This window comes from Acinetobacter sp. FY683 (genome assembly GCF_059515885.1).
In genome coordinates this window covers 84,148-104,090 of record NZ_JCAKNA010000007.1, presented here as the reverse complement: position 1 = coordinate 104,090, position 19,943 = coordinate 84,148, and the positions used below count along the sequence as shown (strand labels likewise).

Sequence of the window (19,943 nt, the reverse complement as noted above, 5' to 3'; positions counted from 1 at the left end):
TGATTATTCTACGATCGCTAAAGCATCATTTACGAGCTGAGCTTGTTGTTTTGCATGTAAATATGGTGAACCACACGCTGGTGCAGCAGATGCTTCACGGCCCGCATAGCTAATACGTACTTGTTTACCAGCATTCATTACATCATCATATAGACGTGGAGCAATGAATAACCAAGCACCTTGGTTTTTCGGCTCTTCTTGAGCCCAAACAAGCTCTGTCACATTTGGATATTGTGCAAGAACTTCAGCAAGACGTGCTTCTGGGTATGGATATAATTGTTCAATACGAACGATTGCCGTATTGTTCAATTCTTTTTCACGACGTTTTTCAACTAAGTCGTAGTAAACCTTACCACCACAAAGAACTAAACGAGTTACGTCAGCTTTGTTGATGTTATCGACTTCATCAATCACAGTTTGGAATGTACCAGTAGCAAGCTCATCTAAAGTAGAAGTTGCTAACTTGTGACGAAGTAATGACTTAGGTGAAGTCACGATCAACGGTTTACGAATAGGACGAAGTGCTTGACGACGTAAAGCATGATAAATCTGTGCTGGTGTAGTCGGTGTAATCACTTGCATGTTGTCTTCTGCACAAAGCTGTAAGAAACGCTCTAAACGTGCTGAAGAATGCTCTGGACCTTGACCTTCAAAACCATGAGGAAGAAGCATTGTTAAACCACATGCGCGCTCCCACTTCGTTTCACCAGATGAAATGAACTGGTCAATTACAACTTGTGCACAGTTAGCGAAGTCACCAAACTGCGCTTCCCAAATTACTAAGCTCTTAGGAAGAGTTGTTGAATAACCATATTCAAATGCAAGTACAGCCATTTCTGACAATAATGAGTCATAAATTGCAGTACGAGGTTGGTTTTCTTTTAAGTTACAAAGTGGGATGTAAGTAGAACCATCTACTTGGTTATGCAATTTTGCATGACGGTGTGAGAACGTACCACGACCAACATCTTCACCAGTTAAACGAACTAGGAAACCATCATCTAAAATAGAGGCATAAGCTAGAGTTTCAGCAGCACCCCAGTTCAACGGCATTTCACCAGTTTGCATTTTCAAACGATCATCGATCACTTTAGATACTTGACGTTGCATTACGAAGCCTTCTGGAAGCTCACGCATTTTTTTACCAAGTTCTTTTAAGCGTTCGATTGGGAAAGTTGTATCCCAAACGTCTGTGTATTCATGACCTACGTATGGAGACCAATCTACAAACATTTTTGTATTTGGCTCTAATACCAACGCATTCGCAACATGACGACCTGCTTCAAGATCTGAACGATAATCTTCGATCATTTGATCTGCAGACTTACGATCTAATACTTTTTCCTGAACCAATTGATCAGCATACAAAGCACGAGTAGTCGTTTTTTTGTTGATGACTTGGTACATCATAGGTTGAGTTGCAGCAGGCTCATCCGCTTCGTTATGACCACGACGACGGTAACAGAACATATCAATCACAACATCTTTACGGAATGTATGACGGAAATCATGTGCTAACTGAGTAACAAAAATTACAGCTTCAGGATCATCACCATTTACATGGAAGATCGGCGCTTGGATCATTTTTGCAATATCAGTACAGTATTCTGTAGAACGTGCATCACGTGGATCAGAAGTTGTGAAGCCCACTTGGTTGTTTACAACAATGTGAACTGTACCACCAACTGTATAACCACGAGTTTGTGACATTTGGAATGTTTCTTGGTTTACGCCTTGACCAGCAAAAGCAGCATCACCATGAACAATGATTGGTAATACATCATCACCACCAATGTCTTTACGACGCACTTGACGAGCACGTACAGAACCTTCAACTACAGGTCCAACGATTTCTAAGTGTGATGGGTTAAACGCTAATGCTAAGTGAACTTCGCCACCTGGAGTCATTACGTTAGATGAGAAACCTTGGTGATACTTAACGTCACCAGAACCTTTCTTATGAAGTGATTTACCTTCAAACTCACCAAATAGGTCAGCTGGGTTTTTACCCATAATATTAACAAGAAGGTTCAAACGACCACGGTGTGGCATCCCGATAACAACTTCTTTACAACCTACAGCACCTGCACGTTGAATAAGTTCGTTTACCATTGGAATGAAAGATTCACCACCTTCAACACCAAAGCGTTTAGCACCAACGTATTTATTACCTAGGAATTTTTCCAAACCTTCAGCAGCAGTTAAACGCTCTAAAACGTGCTTTTTCTGTTCTGCGTTAAGTCCATATTGCCCACGAGCACTTTCAAGACGTTGTTGAATCCAACGCTTTTCTTTCGTGTCAACAATGTGCATATATTCAGCACCGATTGAGCTGCAATAGATGTTTTCCATTGCATCAACCATTTCACCTAGCGTAGCTTCTGCTTTATCAATCGCCAAGTTACCTGTGTTGAATACTGTATCTAAATCAGATTTAGTTAAACCGTGTGCACTTAGCTCTAAGTCATAAGCATCTTCACGTTTTGCTAAACCTAATGGATCCAACTTCGCTTTTTGATGACCACGGTTACGGTACGCTGCAATAAGCTGTAATACACCAACTTGACGTTGGCCATGCTCAGAACTTACCGCACTTTGCACAACAGATTGAATACGATTTGAATTACGACCTAACAATAGAAATTGCTCACGCACATTACTATGTGGTTGATCACCTTTTGGAAATTTATCGAAGTATTTACGCCAATCATCTCCAACTGAATCTGGAGCCGTTAAATACTGCTCATAAATTTCTTCAATATACGCTGCACTATCAGCGGAAAGTTCAGTGTCTAGACGCGACGCGTCAACAACTTCTTGCATTTTTGGACCCACTTCCTATTGCAAAAATATTTACAGGATGCTTTTAAAAGCAAAACCCATGACTAGTAATGTCAAATTGGGACACCACATTACTCCCCTTTAGGCGTAACCTTTGAGGCGTTATCGCTACATTAAGAAACCTTAATATAGGCAATGAATCATAACGCCCTCAGCGGCATCATCACTCACATATACCCGGCAGTACCGAGCAATTTTCTGCAAATCGACTTAGAAAAAATAACGACTTAACTTACTTTTTCTAAAGCGACTATATTTAATAACGATTAATCAACTACATTTTGTTTGTTTTTTAAACAAATAATGCGTGTTTTTTTCAAATATAGTGATACAAACTATTTTAACACGAACTTTCAAAGTGAATTGATTTTTTTGACACATACCTTTCATAAATTGGCTAAATACAATACATATAATTCCTCTTAGTATATGGGGTTTTATGTTTTGCAAATCAAGCCTTAAATTATTAAAATTTGATTATAAATTTTATTAGATTTTTTCTTTAGAACCCGCACATCTTAACATTTCACACCTAAAATTTCAGCATAATGTTAAATTTCATTCTTCCATACACAAATAAAGAAAAATCTAATCTTATCCATACAACATGACTAAATTACTATAAGACCAATAAAACTTTTGTATCTTTTTATTATTTATAAAAAAAGCACACCCTAAGGTGTGCTTTTTTTAGTGCGATATATTAGCCCGCTTGATCAAACATCATGCTACGGATATGACCAATAGCTTTAGTTGGATTCAAACCTTTAGGACAAACAGATACACAGTTCATAATACCCTTACAACGGAACAACGAGAATGGGTCGTCAAGACGAGCCAAACGCTCTTGAGTTGCAGTATCACGTGAATCAATAATAAAGCGGTACGCATTCAACAATGCTGATGGACCTAAGAATTTATCAGGGTTCCACCAGAATGATGGGCATGAAGTTGAACAACATGCACAAAGAATACATTCGTACAAACCATCTAAGTGTTCACGTTCTTCTGGAGACTGTAAACGCTCTTTTGGTGGCGCAGGTTGATTATTGATTAGGAATGGATGAATTTTATTGTACTGTTCGTAGAACTGATTCATATCCACAACTAAATCTTTAACCACTGGCAAACCAGGTAAAGGACGAATTGTAATCACTTCTGGTAAATCGTTTAGATTCCAAAGACAAGCTAAACCATTTTTACCATTAATATTCACACCATCAGAACCACAAATACCTTCACGGCATGAACGACGGAATGTTAATGATTCATCCTGAACTTTTAGCGCAAGAAGTGCATCAAGCAACATACGATGCTTATCAGTCAACTCAAGCTTAAAAGTTTGCATGTACGGTGCTGCATCCTTATCAGGATCGTAGCGGTAGATATTAAATGTACGAGTACCTCTACTCATCTTACTTCTCCCAATTAGAATGTACGTGGTTTCGGTGGAATAGCATCTACCGACAATGGACGGTAACGCACTGGCTTATACTCAAGACGGTTATCACTAGAGAACCATAAAGTATGCTTCATCCACTCATCATCACGACGGCCGTATGGGTAGTCGGCATGATCAGGTGGTAACTCAAAGTCAACCACTGTATGCGCACCACGACACTCTTTACGCGCAGCAGCAGAAACCAATGTAGCTTTAGCAACTTCGTATAAGTTTTCAACCTCTAAAGCTTCAATACGTGCTGTGTTGAATACTTTAGATTTGTCTTTTAAATGAATGTTGCGAACACGTGGTTCAATTGCAAGAATTTCTTTAACACCTTTCTCAAGAAGTTCTGAAGTACGGAATACACCAGCATGATCTTGAACGATGTCACGAATTGCATCAGCAACTTCTTGAGCGTTTTCACCTGTAGCAGATTCATCTAATTTACGAATACGTGCAACAGTTTGCTCAAGTACAGTAGTTGGAAGCGGAGCGTATTCATCACCGTGATGTTTAGTCACGTAATCGATGATGTGTTCACCAGCTGCTTTACCAAATACAACCAAGTCAAGAAGTGAGTTCGTACCCAAACGGTTTGCACCATGTACAGATACACATGAACACTCACCAATTGCATAGAAGCCTTTCACTGGTTTAGTGAAGTTACGAGTTTCTACATTTGTAGAATAAACATCTGTGTCTTTGTTGTAGTTAGCAACAAGCGCTTCAGTTTCACGAGACTCAGGAACAACAACTTGACCATGAATATTCGTAGGAATACCACCCATTTGATAATGGATTGTAGGCACTACAGGAATTGGCTCTTTAGTGATATCTACGTTCGCGAATTTCTTACCAATTTCAAATACAGATGGAAGACGTTTCATGATCGTTTCAGCACCCAAGTGCGTCATATCAAGCAAGATGTAATCTTTCTTAGGACCACAACCACGACCTTCTTTAATTTCTTGGTCCATAGAGCGAGATACGAAATCACGTGGAGCCAAATCTTTTAAAGTTGGTGCATAGCGTTCCATGAATGGCTCGCCAGCGTCATTACGAAGGATTGCACCTTCACCACGACAACCTTCAGTTAACAATACGCCTGCGCCCGCAACACCCGTTGGGTGGAATTGCCAGAATTCCATATCTTGCAATGGAATACCTGCACGCGCTGCCATACCAAGACCGTCACCAGTGTTGATATAAGCGTTTGTAGATGCACGGTAAACACGACCAGCACCACCTGTAGCAAACAATGTCGCTTTCGCTTGGAATACTGCAATTTTACCCGTTTCTTGATCAATTGCTGTTACGCCAAGTACATCACCAGCTTCGTTACGAATAAGATCAAGAGCGATCCATTCTACGAAGAATTGAGTACCCATTTTCACGTTGCTTTGATAAAGCGTATGAAGAAGTGCGTGACCTGTACGGTCGGCAGCAGCACATGCACGAGGAACAGCTTTTTCGCCGTAGTTCGCAGAGTGACCACCGAATGGACGTTGGTAAATTGTACCGTCAGCGTTACGGTCAAATGGCATACCTAGGTGTTCAAGTTCATATACAACTTGTGGCGCTTCGCGAGTCATAAACTCGATTGCGTCTTGGTCACCTAACCAGTCAGAACCTTTAACTGTGTCATAGAAGTGGTAGTGCCAGTTATCTTCTTGCATATTACCAAGAGATGCACCAATACCACCCTGTGCAGCCACAGTATGTGAACGTGTTGGGAATACTTTAGTCAGTACAGCAACTTTTAAACCAGCTTGAGCAAGTTGGTAAGATGCACGCATACCTGAACCACCACCACCAACGATGACAGCATCGAAAGTTTCGTGTGGAATATTTGTGTAATCTTCTTTAGGGGTTATAGCGCCCATGATCTCTTCCTATCAAGCCCAGAAAATCTGGATTGCCCAGATTGCGTATGCCAATACAGCGATAATCACTGCTGAAGTCAATACAATGCGTAAACCTGATGCTGATGGACCCATTTGACGAGTAGTCACATAGTCAGTGAATACTTGCCACATACCGATCCATGCATGCGCAACAAGAGATAAGACTGCCAACAAAGATAAAATCTTCATTGGTGTTGTCATCATAAAGCCGTACCACTGTTCAAAGTTGAATCCACCATTACATAAAATCCAACCCAATACCACTACGGTATAAACAGCTAATACAACAGCACTTACGCGTTGGATAAACCAATCACGAGAACCTGAGCCCGTAAAACCTGTAGCACTTTTCATTAGAGTACGATCCATACAAATGCTGCAACAATACCAATTGCAGACAAGATTAATGAAATAGTAGCTGCAACACGACCACTTTGCAGTTCTTCTGCAATACCTTGGTCAGCAAGTAAATGCTTAACACCAGCAATAAAGTGGAAAATTAAACCAGCTACAAATACCCACACGATGAAACGCACAATAAAGCTATCAAAGATGGCTTGAACTTGTGCAAAACCTTCTGGAGAAGACAATGACTTGTCTAAAATCCATAAAAGTACCGGTACGAGTAAAAATACGATGACACCTGAAAGACGGTGTAGAATTGATGCAATAGCCACAGGGGATTTTAAGTTTACTTCTAAAACTTGACCCATGGACAAATTGACAGGTCTGTTGCTTTTCACAGCGGGCATCCTGTAAGTAAAAACTCCATCCGGAGTTTGTTGGAATTAGTTCGAAGGAAAGCTGGCTTATATAGGCAAGCTTTTGCCTAAATTCAAAACGACACTGAATTATAAAACGTCAAGTTTCAAATTACAAACGGCTCACAAGCCCATTTTCATTAAAAAACCTTAAATAAGAATCATTAACAAAATTAACAATCCTATAAAATTCATCTATTAAAATATGAAAAATACCCAAAGCACCTATTTCCCTACATTTATATGCAAGAAACCAACTTTTACAGTATTTTTCCGTAACATTGTCTCATTCTTAGCCTACGACTAAAGATGAATGTAAATAGAGTAGGATTGATTTTTCCCATAAGCCACGTCAGAAATATAATCAACCCTTTATTTCGAAACTAAATACTGATTAATTAAAAACCAGAGAAATATTTAATATCTTCCATATTAATAACAACTTAATCCAACCAACCATCTCATTACGCTGTAATTTCAGCAAAATATTAAGTAAATACATTAAATTTATGATTATTTTTTATACTTTAGATGTTTTTAGCTCCACTCAAGTATCTATTTTTTAACCAAACAGCACAGTAAAACAGGATGCTTATATCATTTCATTTATAGTGATCTATCTTCTATTTTTGAATTGGAATTTAATGTAAGTTACGAAAAATATAATCATTTACATGGTTTTGCCATTTACAACACTAGATTTTTTTAATGGCTTAATACTTATAATTACTTACAATTAAAATAAATCTGTATATTTTTTTCTGCATTTTTTTGTTTATTTGACATATTATATCGTCCCGATACTGTGATTCTATTATGTTTTTTATAAATTAGGCTTTTGACAAAACAAGTCTTTGTCAGTCATTTTTTAGCCCTAAGTATAATTGACAAATTTTCAGTAGCTACTAATCTTATAGCAAATTTTGATCCGTCTGATTCGCACATTAAAAGATGAACGCTTTGAATCAGACTAATATTCACCAGGACAGGAGATCAATTGAATGTCTGAAGCAACTGGCAAAAAAGCCGTTTTAAAACTTGATGGCAAAGAAATTGAGTTACCAATTTACAGTGGTACATTGGGCCCAGATGTAATTGACGTTAAAGATGTGTTGACCGCTGGTCACTTCACTTTTGATCCTGGTTTTATGGCTACTGCTGCGTGCGAGTCTAAAATCACTTTCATCGATGGTGGTAAAGGTATCCTTTTACATCGTGGCTACCCTATCGACCAATTAGCAACTCAAGCTGATTACCTTGAAACTTGCTATTTATTATTAAATGGTGAGCTTCCAACTGCTGAACAAAAAGCAGAATTTGATTCTAAAGTTCACAGCCACACTATGGTTCATGACCAAGTAAGCCGTTTCTTCAACGGTTTCCGTCGTGATGCTCACCCAATGGCTGTTATGTGTGGTGTTGTTGGTGCGCTTTCTGCGTTCTATCACAATGGTTTTGACGTTGAAAATGTTGACCACCGTGAAATTACTGCAATCCGTTTAATCGCAAAAGTTCCTACTTTAGCTGCTTGGACTTACAAGTACACAATCGGTCAACCGTTTGTTTACCCACGTAACGACTTAAACTACGCAGAAAACTTCTTGTACATGATGTTTGCTACTCCTGCAGACCGTGATTACAAAGTTAACCCTATTCTTGCTAAAGCAATGGATCGTATTTTTACGCTTCATGCTGACCACGAACAAAATGCGTCTACTTCTACAGTACGTTTAGCTGGTTCTACTGGCGCTAACCCGTATGCATGTATTGCTGCTGGTATCGCTGCTCTATGGGGACCTGCTCACGGCGGTGCGAACGAAGCTGTTCTTACTATGCTTGATGAAATCGGCTCTGTAGAAAACGTTGCTGAGTTCATGGAAAAAGTGAAAACTAAAGAAGTTAAACTTATGGGCTTCGGTCACCGAGTTTACAAAAACTTCGATCCACGTGCGAAAGTAATGAAAGAAACTTGTGACGAAGTGTTAAGTGCACTTGGTATCAATGATCCTCAATTAGCTTTAGCTATGGAACTTGAACGCATTGCGCTTTCTGATGAATACTTCATCAAACGTAACTTATACCCTAACGTAGACTTCTACTCAGGTATCATCCTTAAAGCGATTGGTATCCCAACAGAAATGTTTACTGTAATTTTCGCTCTTGCACGTACAGTTGGTTGGATCAGCCACTGGTTAGAAATGCACAGCGGTCCTTACAAAATCGGTCGTCCTCGTCAGCTTTACACTGGCGAAACTCAACGCGATATCGTTCGTTAATTCGAACGGCGTGAGTCGATAAAAAAACCACCCTTTAGGGTGGTTTTTTTTATGATCAAGACAATTGATTCTTTTTATTTATACAACTCATTCCTTTGTCAAATGAATTCTACCCCTTGAAACATAACTGCAATAATTCGTATTAAATACACATCACTTCATTACTATTCAGCATCAAATTACCCATTAAAAAATCCATATATTCAAATGTAGGTTTTATCCCTAAATAAAAATGGATTTTTTATGAAAAATGATTTGAATAATTACGATCAGGCATTTTACGGACACCCAAAACCCCTAAGAGGTTTATTTTTTACCGAACTTTGGGAACGTTTTTCCTTTTATGGCGTTCGCCCATTATTAGTTCTGTATATGGCTGCCATGGTGTCACAAGGTGGTCTAGGTTTAGATTTACCAACGGCTTCTGCAATTGTTGGCTTATTTGCAGGCTCTATGTATTTAATGACGGTTTTTGGTGGTTGGATTGCCGATAATTGGCTTGGTCAAGCACGTGCTGTCTGGTATGGCTCAATCATTATGGCTTTAGGGCATTTATCTATTGCGCTAACTGCTATTTCAAGCAATTTCTTTTTCTATTTCGGTCTTGTACTCATTGTACTTGGGTCAGGTTTATTCAAAACATGCATCTCTGTCATTGTAGGCACGCTCTATGAAGCTAAAGACTCACGCCGAGATGCTGGCTTTTCCATTTTTTATATGGGAATTAATTTAGGCTCTTTTATTGCCCCACTCATAACAGGCTTCCTTGTTAAGGATTATGGCTGGCATTTAGGCTTTGGTGCAGGCGGATTAGGCATGCTTGTTGCACTTTTTTTATTTCGCTCAATGACCGTTCCCGAACTTACCGAGTTCAGCAAAGCTAGAGCACTAGATAATTCTTGGAAACAAGCAACCAATAAAAATCCTCATGCACCTAAAATTGTCATGGGCTTTTTAGCTATTTGTGCAGTTGTTATTGCATTAACAACAATGGCCGTTATTACAATCAACCCTATTTTACTTGTTACTTATTTAACAATTACGATCTGCATTACAATTGTTGCTTACTTTGCCTATCTTCTATTATTTTCAAAAACCACAAATAAAGAGAAAAAACAACTCGTTATTTGCTTTATTTTACTCATTATTGCTGCTTTATTTTGGTCTGCATTTGAACAAACACCAACATCTTTCAACCTTTTTGCACAAGATTTCACAAATAAATATGTCTTTGGATATGAAATCCCAGCAGTTTGGTTTCAATCAATCAACCCTCTCTTTGTCATTATATGCGCTCCTATTATGGCTTGGCTTTGGGTAAAGCTTGGTAAATCCAACAAAGATCCTAGTTATATTTCTAAATTTATTATTGCTTTAGTTCTTGCTGCTTCAGGCTTTGGACTTATGGCTTTGGCAAGCTATTCTGTTATTGCAAGTGATGGGGCTTTGGTTTCACCTTGGTGGCTGATTTCAACCTTCTTCTTATTAACCATGGGTGAGCTTTGTTTAAGTCCAGTTGGTCTTTCAACTATGACTAAGTTAGCACCAAGTATTATTCGTGGTCAGGTGATGGGACTATGGTTTACAGCATCTGCTCTTGGCAACTTAATGGCAGGTTTAATTGGTGGTCATGTATCTCAAGACTCACTACAAGATTTACCCACCTTATTCATACGTTGTGTAGTTGCTTTGATGATTGGTGCTATTGTTCTACTTATTATCAAAAAACCTATTCTTAAACTTATTTCAGATTGTGACGACAAACCCAAAACAGCGGAAACAATATAATGAATGCTTCAACAAAACTTAAGTGCTTACGCGAGCACATGCAACAACACAATATTGACGCTTTCATTGCGCTAAGTGCCGATCCACACATGTCAGAATACCTGCCTGATTATTGGAAAATTCGACAATGGTTAACAGGATTTACAGGCTCCGTTGGAACGCTACTCATTACCCAAGATATAGCAGGATTATGGGTTGATGGTCGCTATTGGGTACAAGCTGAAACTCAATTACAAAATACTAGATTTAGTCTTCAAAAACTAACAAGTGATGAAAATTCAACTCATTGGGCTTGGCTAAAGCAGAATCTTAAAAAGAATGCGCGTGTTTCTGTAAACACACAAACCATTTCTGTTCAGCAATTTGAAATACTACAAAATATTGCAACTCAAAATCAATTTACCGTTGTTGAAAACATCGACTTAATAACTGAAATTTGGCAAGACCGTCCTGCTCTACCAACACATGCAATTTATGAAATGCAAAAAGGTATAAATACCTTATCTCGCACTGAAAAAATTGCAAAAATGAGAGACGTTCTGAGCAGTAAAAAAATTACAGGTCATTTCATTTCAGCAGTAGATGATATTGCATGGATATTAAATTGCCGTGGTACCGATGTTGAATACAACCCCGTATTTCTATCTCACCTATATATTGATGAAAATCAAGTTGTCTTATTTTGCGATCAAAACAAATTTGATGATGTATTACTTAATCGATTCAAAAACGAAAAAATCACCATTTCAGGTTACACAGAAAGCGATAAATTCTTAAATGAATTACAGGTTCCTAGTGTATTAATTGATCCTGCAAAAGTATCGTTTTATCATCAAAGTGCATTATCTCCACAAATTCATATCCATCATGACATTAACCCGAGTACGCTATTTAAATCACAAAAACATGAAAGCGAGATTGCACATATTCGCCATGCTATGCAAAAAGATGGTGTTGCGCTCTGTCATTTCTTCTATTGGTTAGAAAATGCTTTAAAAAATAAAGAAGTAATTAATGAACTCACCATCGATGAAAAAATTACAGCGTATCGTGCTGAACAAGATGGTTTCCTTGGGTTAAGTTTTTCTACTATTGCAGGCTTCAATGCCAATGGTGCATTACCTCATTACCGAGCTACACCTGAAAGCTATAGTGACATTCAAGGTGATGGATTACTCCTAATTGACTCAGGTGGGCAATATCAGGATGGTACAACAGACATTACGCGTGTTGTTCCTGTAGGCACACCATCAGAAGCTCAAAAACGAGATTACACCCTTGTTTTAAAATGCCATATTGCATTAGCTCAAGTGGTTTACCCAGAAGGCTTAGCAGCTCCTCTACTTGACTCAATTGCACGCCAACATTTATGGCAACATCAGCTAGATTATAGACATGGTACGGGGCACGGCGTTGGCTTTGCACTGAATGTGCATGAAGGACCACAAGTATTATCATACTACGCACCTATTCACACCTACTCAAAACTACGTGAAGGCATGATTATTTCCAATGAGCCTGGCTTATACCATGAAGGGAAATATGGCATCCGTCTTGAAAACTTAGTCGTTAATCGACTCAAAGAAAATAAGGAAACCATTTATGGTGATTTCTTAGAGTTTGAAACATTAACTCTCTGCCCAATGCATTTGGATGTTATTGATCAAAGCCTTTTAACTATTGAAGAAAAAGCTTGGTTAAATCAATACCACACTACTGTTCGAGAAACACTTTCACCCTATCTATCAGGTGAGGTTTTAGATTGGCTAATTTACAACACACGTAATATTTAAAGAAATGTGACGACATGCGAAAGACAATTGAAACATCTTAAATTAATCTTAATCACTTAATAAAAGACCAAGCCTAATGGCTTGGTCTTTTTATATTTACTTTTAAATCACTAGACTTGATGTTTTTCTCAAAGCTTTTATAGTAAAAGAATCAATAAACACACTTAAACCCATGAATCTTTCCCCAAAGCTTCTCTCCTTAATGATTCAAGTACTAAAACTAAACCTATTTAAAGCTCGACCTTTAACCACAGGTGAAGTCGCTTTATGTCGTTCCGTTTTTGGAGATTTAATTGATTACAAACAAGTCAAAATTATGAATCAACCCTATTTACCGTGGCAACATACCTATGTATTTATGGCACCCAAAGGCAATATTCACAGTAAAGATTCAATTTATAGAGATGATTACTCAAAAGAAAATATCAATTTTCAAGCAGTTTTCATTCATGAAATGACGCACGTTCTGCAATACCAACGTAAAATTAATGTGCTATTACAAGGTGCTATATTACAAAGTGCTTATTACCTCAGTTTTAAAAACTACAATCCATATAAATACCAACTTATTAAAGACAAATCTTTTTGGTCGTATAACATAGAACAACAAGGTGATATCGCTCGAGATATTTTTTTAAAGAAAATTCCCAATATTATTTTAAAAAACTAAAAGCCATAAAAGAGATCTAATTTATTATTTTATCAGTCAATTTTATTTAATCACCAATAAACATCATTACCCCCTAGCTTCTCTGCCAATTTACTATAAAATGATAAAGCGCTGTTTTGCACTGCTAAATTCAATACTTTACAGTGAAATAATTATGGTTTTGCCCTTTGGCAGTATTTTTTTAGCATCAAACACATCACACCAGATTAAAAATATAATAAATATTAAATGGTTAAATGTGTTTAAACCTATAAGGAATAGGATTAAATTTAAATGAAATCTTTTAAAATTGCCCTAGCTCAGTTCTCTCCAGAAATTGGCAACATTGACGCTAATGTTCAAAAAATGATTGAACAAGTAAATGAAGCAAAAAAACAAAACGCTGATTTAATCGTTTTTCCAGAACTTTCTACAATCGGTTACCCAGCAGAAGATCTTTTACTTCGTCCAAGTTTAACAAAACGCACTGAAAACGCGTTTAAAGCACTAAGTGCCGTTCAAAATATTGTGATGGTTTTTGGTTTTGTAAACCAAACTGAAGATGGTCAACGTTATAACTCAGCTGCAGTTATGAAAGATGGTCAAATCTTAGGTATTTACAACAAACAGAATCTACCAAACTATAGTATTTTTGATGAAAAACGCTATTTCAGCGAAGGTCATCAACATCTTGTATTTGAATACTTAGGTCATAAGTTTGGTGTATTAATTTGTGAAGATGTTTGGTCTCTACCAACCGTACAACAACTTGCCAAACTTAATGTTGAAACCGCACTTGTACTCAATGCATCTCCATACGAAGTAGGTAAACCACAACACCGTGTAGCAACAATGTCTGAGCTTGCTAAACAGCTCAACATTAACTTGGTTTATACCAACCAAGTCGGTGGTCAAGACGATTTAGTCTTTGATGGCACAAGCTTTGTTATTAACAATAGTGGTTCAGTTGCACTTCAAGCAGAAACATTCAAAGAAGCGCTTCTTATTGCTGAATACGAAATTGAAAATAAAGCCTTCAAACAAGCTTCTATTGCACCTGCTTTAGACACTATGGCTGAAATTTATCAAAGCCTTGTTCTAGCAACACGTGACTATGTGACTCGCTCTGGCTTCCCTGGCGTTATTCTAGGTCTATCTGGTGGTATCGACTCAGCACTAACACTTGCTATTGCTGTAGATGCAATTGGTGCAGATAAAGTACAAGCTGTAATGATGCCTTATACATACACGGCACAAATTAGTGTTGAAGATGCAGCCGAACAAGCGAAAAACATGGGTGTTACTTTCGGTATTGCCGAAATCAACCCTATCGTAAATAGCTTTATGCAAACGCTTTACCCATTCTTTGGTAACAGTCCTGCAGATGCTACGGAAGAAAACTTACAAGCACGTGCACGTGGTACATTGCTTATGGGTCTTTCAAACAAGTTTGGTAATCTTGTCCTTTCTACAGGCAACAAATCTGAACTTGCTGTTGGCTACTGCACGCTTTACGGCGATATGGTTGGCGGTTTTGCTGTCCTTAAAGACGTGTACAAAACAATTGTATTTGAACTTGCGAAATACCGTAACAGCCTTTCAGAAACACCTGTTATTCCTGAACGTGTAATTACTCGCCCACCATCAGCAGAATTGCGTCCAGACCAAAAAGATCAAGACTCTTTACCTGCTTACGATGTTCTAGACGCTATTCTTTATGCCTACATTGAAGAAGATGTAAGCCAAGACGATATTATCGCTAAAGGCTTCGATAAAGACGTTGTAGAGAAAGTCATTAAACTTGTAGATCGTAACGAATACAAACGCCGCCAAGGTGCAATTGGTCCACGTATCACCTCACGTGCATTTTCACGTGAACGCAGATACCCAATTGTGAATGGTTGGAAACCTGGAATTTAATTTTCCAATAAAAAAAGCCCAAATAAAAGTTTGGGCTTTTTTTATATCAATACTTTTAAATAACTTAAATTACAGATAAAAAAAGACCACGTTTTGGAACGTGGTCTATAAAAATGGTGGCTATGACGAGACTTGAACTTGTGACCCCCGCATTATGAGTGCGGTGCTCTAACCAACTGAGCTACATAGCCGTAAACTGTGGACGCATTATCTAGATTTCAAAGTCTACCGTCAAGCACTTATCCTCTCAAATGTTCAGACTTTATACGAAATAATACTTTTTTATTAATTTTTAATTTAATTTTCCTTTTTTAACCAAAAAAATAAGATTAAGGTATTCAATATATGCATTAAGATTTTTCTAAAAATATGAAAACTTGGAAAATACTCACAACATACACAGCAATATCATTATTAAGTGCATGTTCTGTCATTTCCCCTTTGGTAGTCGATTACAATGGAGTTAGACGTGATGTGGCAACAGCCATCAATCAAAACTCACTTCTGAGTATTTCAAGCAGACAAGTGCTCGTTGCTTACGCCAAAGAACAACAGAAAATTTTAAGTTCTCAATATCAAAGTGAAGAACAACAAAAACTGCTTGCAAAAGAAAGAGCCGTTGGCACATATTGCGCACAACAAAAAGTATCTGCTAAAAAATTAAACTGGGTAGATTCAAAAATATTTATTTTGCCTGAACAACAGGAAAAATTAAGACACAACCAAGCTTTGCAAAACACTATTCGATTAAACACATCTGCAATTGACTGTACAAATAAATTTTAGATAAAAAAAGACCACGTTTTGGAACGTGGTCTATAAAAATGGTGGCTATGACGAGACTTGAACTTGTGACCCCCGCATTATGAGTGCGGTGCTCTAACCAACTGAGCTACATAGCCGTAAACTGTGCGCGCATTATCTTCTGATATGATATGCACGTCAAGCACTAACCGTGCTAATTGTACAAAAAATAGTGAAGTGAGCCGATAAGCCGGGTTCTGTCGTGAACGATCATTCCTCTAGGCGCACAATCACTCATGCGCTCAAGCGACCTACCCGAATCCAGCATGGGCCATGCCTAATGGATTCCTATTTGGTCTTGCTTCCGGTGGGGTTTACCTCGCCATGAACTGTTACCAGCCATGCGGTGCGCTCTTACCGCACCCTTTCACCCTTACCTTCGATTCTAATTGCTTAGAAACATAATGAAGGCGGTCTTCTCTCTGCTGCACTTGCCGTCGGTTTACACCGCCCAGGCGTTACCTGGCACCTTGCCCTATGAAGCCCGGACTTTCCTCCCCTGCTTCAATCACGGAGATTTCCACAGCAGCGATCGTCTGGCTCACTTCGAGGCGCATATTAACAAATATACAGACTAATTGCTTGATGTTTTTTGATCAGTTAGTTTTTCATACTTCGCTTGAAGCTGTTCTTGTGTTTCCACATGATTCGGATCTAGCGGAATACAATCGACTGGGCAGAACAACTGACACTGCGGTTCATCATGATGTCCCACGCACTCTGTACATAAATCTGGGTGAATTTCATAAATGATCTCCCCCATAAAAATAGCCTCGTTTGGGCATACAGGCTCGCACACATCACAGTTAATGCACTCATCAGTTATATATAAAGACACTTTACCAACCTTGTTTATGCTTTCGCTCAAATGCTTCTACCACAGCATGTGGTACAAACTGGGTTACATCACCTTGTAAACGTGCAATTTCACGTACAAGTGTCGATGAAATAAATGAATACTGTTCCGATGGTGTTAAAAATACAGCTTCAAAACTAGAATCTAAACGACGATTCATATTTGCCAATTGAAATTCGTACTCAAAGTCAGAAACAGCACGCAAACCGCGCAACACAGCAGTGGCTTTTTGCTCGCGAAAAAAATTCACAAGTAAACCATCAAAACCAATAAATTCAACATTCGGCAAATGTTTTAAAGACTCTCTTGCCAATGCCACACGCTCTTCCAGAGTGAATACGGGGTTTTTATGGTGACCAATTGCAATTGCAACAACCACTTCATCGAACATTTTAGCTGCTCGTGAAACTAAGTCGATATGACCATTGGTAATTGGATCAAAAGTCCCTGGATAAATTACGCGAGTTTTAGACATCCATTTTGCTCTGTTTCAATGACAGATGGCTATTTTATCAAAAAGTAATTTTTTAGGTGAATAAACCTGTTATTTTTATTAAATATCTCATACAAACTTCTAAAATTCATTGAATAGCTTTACATTTATCAATTGTCTTTAAGCCTATGTTTGGGGCACAATAGACATAAGTTTGGAAGTAACTGATTATGGCGAAGGTAGAAGTTAAAAAAAATTCGAGTGGAACAATTGCGCTAAACAAGCGTGCCCGCCACGATTATTTTATTGAAGAAAAATTTGAAGCTGGTCTTTCACTACAAGGCTGGGAAGTTAAATCTATGCGTGCTGGTCGTATGACCATTGTAGAAAGCTATATTACATTTAAAAATGGTGAAGCTTTCCTATTTGGTGCGCAGGTTCAGCCTTTACTTAGTGCATCAACACATGTTGTTCCTGAAGCAACACGTACACGTAAGCTTTTGCTTAATCGTCGTGAAATTGAAAAATTACAAGGTGCAATTAACCAAAAAGGTTACTCTTGCGTACCTTTAGCGTGCTACTGGAAAGGTAGAAATGCCAAACTGGAAATTGCCTTAGTAAAAGGAAAACAGCTGCATGACAAACGCGCCACTGAAAAAGACCGCGATTGGCAACGTGATAAAGCTCGAATTTTCCATAAATAAAACATTAAAAAAACCTCCACTTGGAGGTTTTTTTACATCTATAAAAATATGTTTATTTCAAAGAAATATAAAGACCTACAAAATTATTCTTAAAATCAAAAATTAATTTACGAAAACTTTCCAAACCCACTTAAAAATATGAGCAACCATATTAGGAAATAAATAGCCGATAACAGCACATGCGATAATCGTAAAAATAACAATTTTAATAGAACTTGTTTCAAGTCCAAGATATAGCGATGAAAAAAGTGCTAATCCTAAGCCAAGAAAAACCCCACCTATAGAGTAATATAGTGCCGCGATTAAACGATCATTATTATTCATTCTTATATTCTAGTAAGCCTATGTATTAACTCAATATAACTTAGAAAACATCGAATACACCAACAAAATTGTTGGCTACGGTATTTTTAATTTAAGCGTAAAGTTTGTGCAGCAATATGCTTTCCAAACCAAATTGCTGTATCTAAATCGCCTTTGGGTGGTGTTACATCGACTGGTGCATTATCCGATTGCGTCATTAAACCCAAAAAGCTCGACATACGATTTACATCTTCAACAGTGCGTCCTGTTGCCATTAAAGGCAAACCAGACCAAAGCATGCCGTGTTGCATAGCAAATAAATTAATTTGCTGTAACACCGCTAATTTGTCGCCACTCAAGCCACCGCCATTGGTAAATGCCGCTGCCAATTTTCCCTGCCAAGTACGTGCCAACCATCGCCTAGATGATTGCTCCATAAACAATTTCATGGCTGCACTTATACTTCCCATATAAGTTGGGCAACCGAAAATAATTGCATCTACTGTATCCAATACATCCCAATCAATTTGTTCTACATTCATTACAGAAACACAAACACCAGCCTCTAAAGCGCCTTGTTCAATATAACAAGCAACTTTAGCTGTATGCCCATAAGGACTGTGATAAACAATAGCGAGAGATTTAGAAGATACGGACATATCGATCAAAACAAGAAATTTGGAGAAAGTTTAGCATTTTCATTGGATAAAGACGAATGTTGTCATACGCCCTGTTTTCGATTCACGGCGATATGAAAAATATTCATCATCTTGCGTATATGAACATTGATCGCCACCAAGCACAGTTTCAATGCCATGTAAGTTTAAAATATAACGCGCAATTGCATATAAATCTGCATAGAATTTTCCATCAACTTTTCCTGCAATAAATGCGCTATCCAATGCTGGATATTTTGAACAAAAAGCATCTTTAACTTCTGTACCAATTTCAAAACAAGGTTGGCTAATAGCAGCACCTAACCATGCCCATGTTGGTTTGGTTTCCATAGCCACTATTGTATTTTCAATAATGCCGTTTGCTAAACCACGCCAACCTGCATGTAAATTTGCAACTTCTGTACCTTCAGCATTGCCTAAAACAACAGGTAAACAATCTGCAGTCATCATCATCAATGCATGAGACTTAGATTGAGTCACCAATCCATCTCCAACCAAGGCATCAAAGGTTATTTGATCATTTACAGTGTGGCAAATGGTGCTATGTGTTTGCGTCATCCATGTAATTTTATTCACACCAAATTGGGCAAAGTCTTCCAATAACATCATACGATGCTGCTGAACTCGATCAGCTTGATCATTGACATGCAATGCAACATTAAAACCCGCCAATTCAGGCTGATCAGCACTTAATGTTTTGTCATGATGCACTCTTGTTTGCCCCACAAAAACACCTTGTGGTAAGCCTTGAACAAATTGCATGTCAATATCCTTATAAAATCGTCAATAC

Annotated in this window: 17 protein-coding genes, 2 tRNA genes and 1 other RNA gene; 7 read left to right on the top strand and 13 right to left on the bottom strand. The window is 38.0% G+C overall.

What is annotated here, in order from left to right:
- Window positions 1-3 precede the first annotated feature (3 nt).
- From AC5YDH_RS05795 to sdhC, 5 genes are all read right to left on the bottom strand, one after another.
- Window positions 4-2,823: a 2-oxoglutarate dehydrogenase E1 component gene (locus AC5YDH_RS05795; RefSeq protein WP_496117539.1), complete on the bottom strand. Its 2,820-nt coding sequence runs from the start codon at window positions 2,821-2,823 to the stop codon at window positions 4-6.
- 721 nt (window positions 2,824-3,544) lie between these two features.
- Window positions 3,545-4,255, bottom strand: coding sequence for a succinate dehydrogenase iron-sulfur subunit (locus AC5YDH_RS05790; protein WP_496117537.1), 711 nt, complete (start codon window positions 4,253-4,255; stop codon window positions 3,545-3,547).
- Window positions 4,256-4,269: 14 nt separating this feature from the next.
- Window positions 4,270-6,168, bottom strand: coding sequence for a succinate dehydrogenase flavoprotein subunit (gene sdhA, locus AC5YDH_RS05785; protein WP_496117535.1), 1,899 nt, complete (start codon window positions 6,166-6,168; stop codon window positions 4,270-4,272).
- 12 nt (window positions 6,169-6,180) lie between these two features.
- On the bottom strand, window positions 6,181-6,543 hold the full coding sequence (gene sdhD, locus AC5YDH_RS05780; protein WP_496117619.1) for a succinate dehydrogenase, hydrophobic membrane anchor protein: 363 nt from the start codon (window positions 6,541-6,543) through the stop codon (window positions 6,181-6,183).
- Window positions 6,543-6,941, bottom strand: a complete 399-nt coding sequence (gene sdhC / locus AC5YDH_RS05775; protein ID WP_496117533.1) for a succinate dehydrogenase, cytochrome b556 subunit — start codon at window positions 6,939-6,941, stop codon at window positions 6,543-6,545. The genes sdhD and sdhC overlap by 1 nt, the downstream gene beginning before the upstream one ends.
- Before the next feature lie 1,010 nt (window positions 6,942-7,951).
- On the opposite strand from sdhC, the gene gltA reads away from it, so the two are divergent.
- The 5 genes from gltA (at window position 7,952) to AC5YDH_RS05750 (ending at window position 15,376) form a co-directional block, all read left to right on the top strand.
- Window positions 7,952-9,226, top strand: a complete 1,275-nt coding sequence (gene gltA / locus AC5YDH_RS05770; protein ID WP_496117531.1) for a citrate synthase — start codon at window positions 7,952-7,954, stop codon at window positions 9,224-9,226.
- A gap of 243 nt (window positions 9,227-9,469) precedes the next feature.
- Window positions 9,470-11,014: a peptide MFS transporter gene (locus AC5YDH_RS05765; RefSeq protein WP_496117529.1), complete on the top strand. Its 1,545-nt coding sequence runs from the start codon at window positions 9,470-9,472 to the stop codon at window positions 11,012-11,014.
- Window positions 11,014-12,807, top strand: coding sequence for an aminopeptidase P family protein (locus AC5YDH_RS05760; RefSeq protein WP_496117528.1), 1,794 nt, complete (start codon window positions 11,014-11,016; stop codon window positions 12,805-12,807). The genes AC5YDH_RS05765 and AC5YDH_RS05760 overlap by 1 nt, the downstream gene beginning before the upstream one ends.
- Window positions 12,808-13,009: 202 nt before the next feature.
- A complete protein-coding gene (locus tag AC5YDH_RS05755) occupies window positions 13,010-13,477 on the top strand; it encodes a hypothetical protein (protein WP_496117524.1) in 468 nt (155 codons plus the stop codon).
- A 273-nt stretch (window positions 13,478-13,750) separates the two neighbouring features.
- Complete coding sequence (locus tag AC5YDH_RS05750; RefSeq protein WP_496117519.1) at window positions 13,751-15,376, top strand: NAD+ synthase; 1,626 nt, start codon at window positions 13,751-13,753, stop codon at window positions 15,374-15,376.
- Between the two features lie 114 nt (window positions 15,377-15,490).
- Here AC5YDH_RS05750 and AC5YDH_RS05745 read toward each other — a convergent pair.
- Window positions 15,491-15,567 (bottom strand) — tRNA-Met (locus tag AC5YDH_RS05745).
- Window positions 15,568-15,745: 178 nt separating this feature from the next.
- On the opposite strand from AC5YDH_RS05745, the gene AC5YDH_RS05740 reads away from it, so the two are divergent.
- Window positions 15,746-16,162, top strand: a complete 417-nt coding sequence (locus AC5YDH_RS05740; RefSeq protein WP_496117517.1) for a hypothetical protein — start codon at window positions 15,746-15,748, stop codon at window positions 16,160-16,162.
- Window positions 16,163-16,201: 39 nt separating this feature from the next.
- Here the strand turns inward: AC5YDH_RS05740 and AC5YDH_RS05735 are convergent.
- The 4 genes from AC5YDH_RS05735 to coaD form a co-directional block, all read right to left on the bottom strand.
- Window positions 16,202-16,278, bottom strand: a tRNA-Met gene (locus AC5YDH_RS05735).
- A 72-nt stretch (window positions 16,279-16,350) separates the two neighbouring features.
- An RNA gene (rnpB, locus tag AC5YDH_RS05730) (RNase P RNA component class A) lies at window positions 16,351-16,728 on the bottom strand.
- A 26-nt stretch (window positions 16,729-16,754) separates the two neighbouring features.
- On the bottom strand, window positions 16,755-17,018 hold the full coding sequence (locus AC5YDH_RS05725; RefSeq protein ID WP_496117515.1) for a YfhL family 4Fe-4S dicluster ferredoxin: 264 nt from the start codon (window positions 17,016-17,018) through the stop codon (window positions 16,755-16,757).
- Window position 17,019: 1 nt separating this feature from the next.
- Complete coding sequence (gene coaD, locus AC5YDH_RS05720; protein ID WP_496117513.1) at window positions 17,020-17,511, bottom strand: pantetheine-phosphate adenylyltransferase; 492 nt, start codon at window positions 17,509-17,511, stop codon at window positions 17,020-17,022.
- A 188-nt stretch (window positions 17,512-17,699) separates the two neighbouring features.
- Between coaD and smpB the strand changes: the two genes are divergently transcribed.
- Window positions 17,700-18,173 carry an SsrA-binding protein SmpB gene (gene smpB, locus AC5YDH_RS05715; protein WP_496117511.1) on the top strand — a complete coding sequence of 158 codons (474 nt, stop codon included), beginning with the start codon at window positions 17,700-17,702 and terminating at the stop codon, window positions 18,171-18,173.
- A gap of 102 nt (window positions 18,174-18,275) precedes the next feature.
- On the opposite strand, the gene AC5YDH_RS05710 is transcribed toward smpB, so the two are convergent.
- The 3 genes from AC5YDH_RS05710 to pgeF all read right to left on the bottom strand — a co-directional run bounded on the left by AC5YDH_RS05710 (window position 18,276) and on the right by pgeF (window position 19,915).
- Entirely contained in the window at window positions 18,276-18,497 is a 222-nt protein-coding gene (locus tag AC5YDH_RS05710) for a hypothetical protein (protein WP_496117509.1), read from the bottom strand.
- Between the two features lie 86 nt (window positions 18,498-18,583).
- Window positions 18,584-19,135 (bottom strand): flavodoxin family protein, encoded by a 552-nt coding sequence (locus AC5YDH_RS05705; RefSeq protein ID WP_496117507.1) that lies wholly within the window; start codon window positions 19,133-19,135, stop codon window positions 18,584-18,586.
- A 39-nt stretch (window positions 19,136-19,174) separates the two neighbouring features.
- On the bottom strand, window positions 19,175-19,915 hold the full coding sequence (gene pgeF, locus AC5YDH_RS05700; protein WP_496117505.1) for a peptidoglycan editing factor PgeF: 741 nt from the start codon (window positions 19,913-19,915) through the stop codon (window positions 19,175-19,177).
- Between the last annotated feature and the right edge of the window lie 28 nt (window positions 19,916-19,943).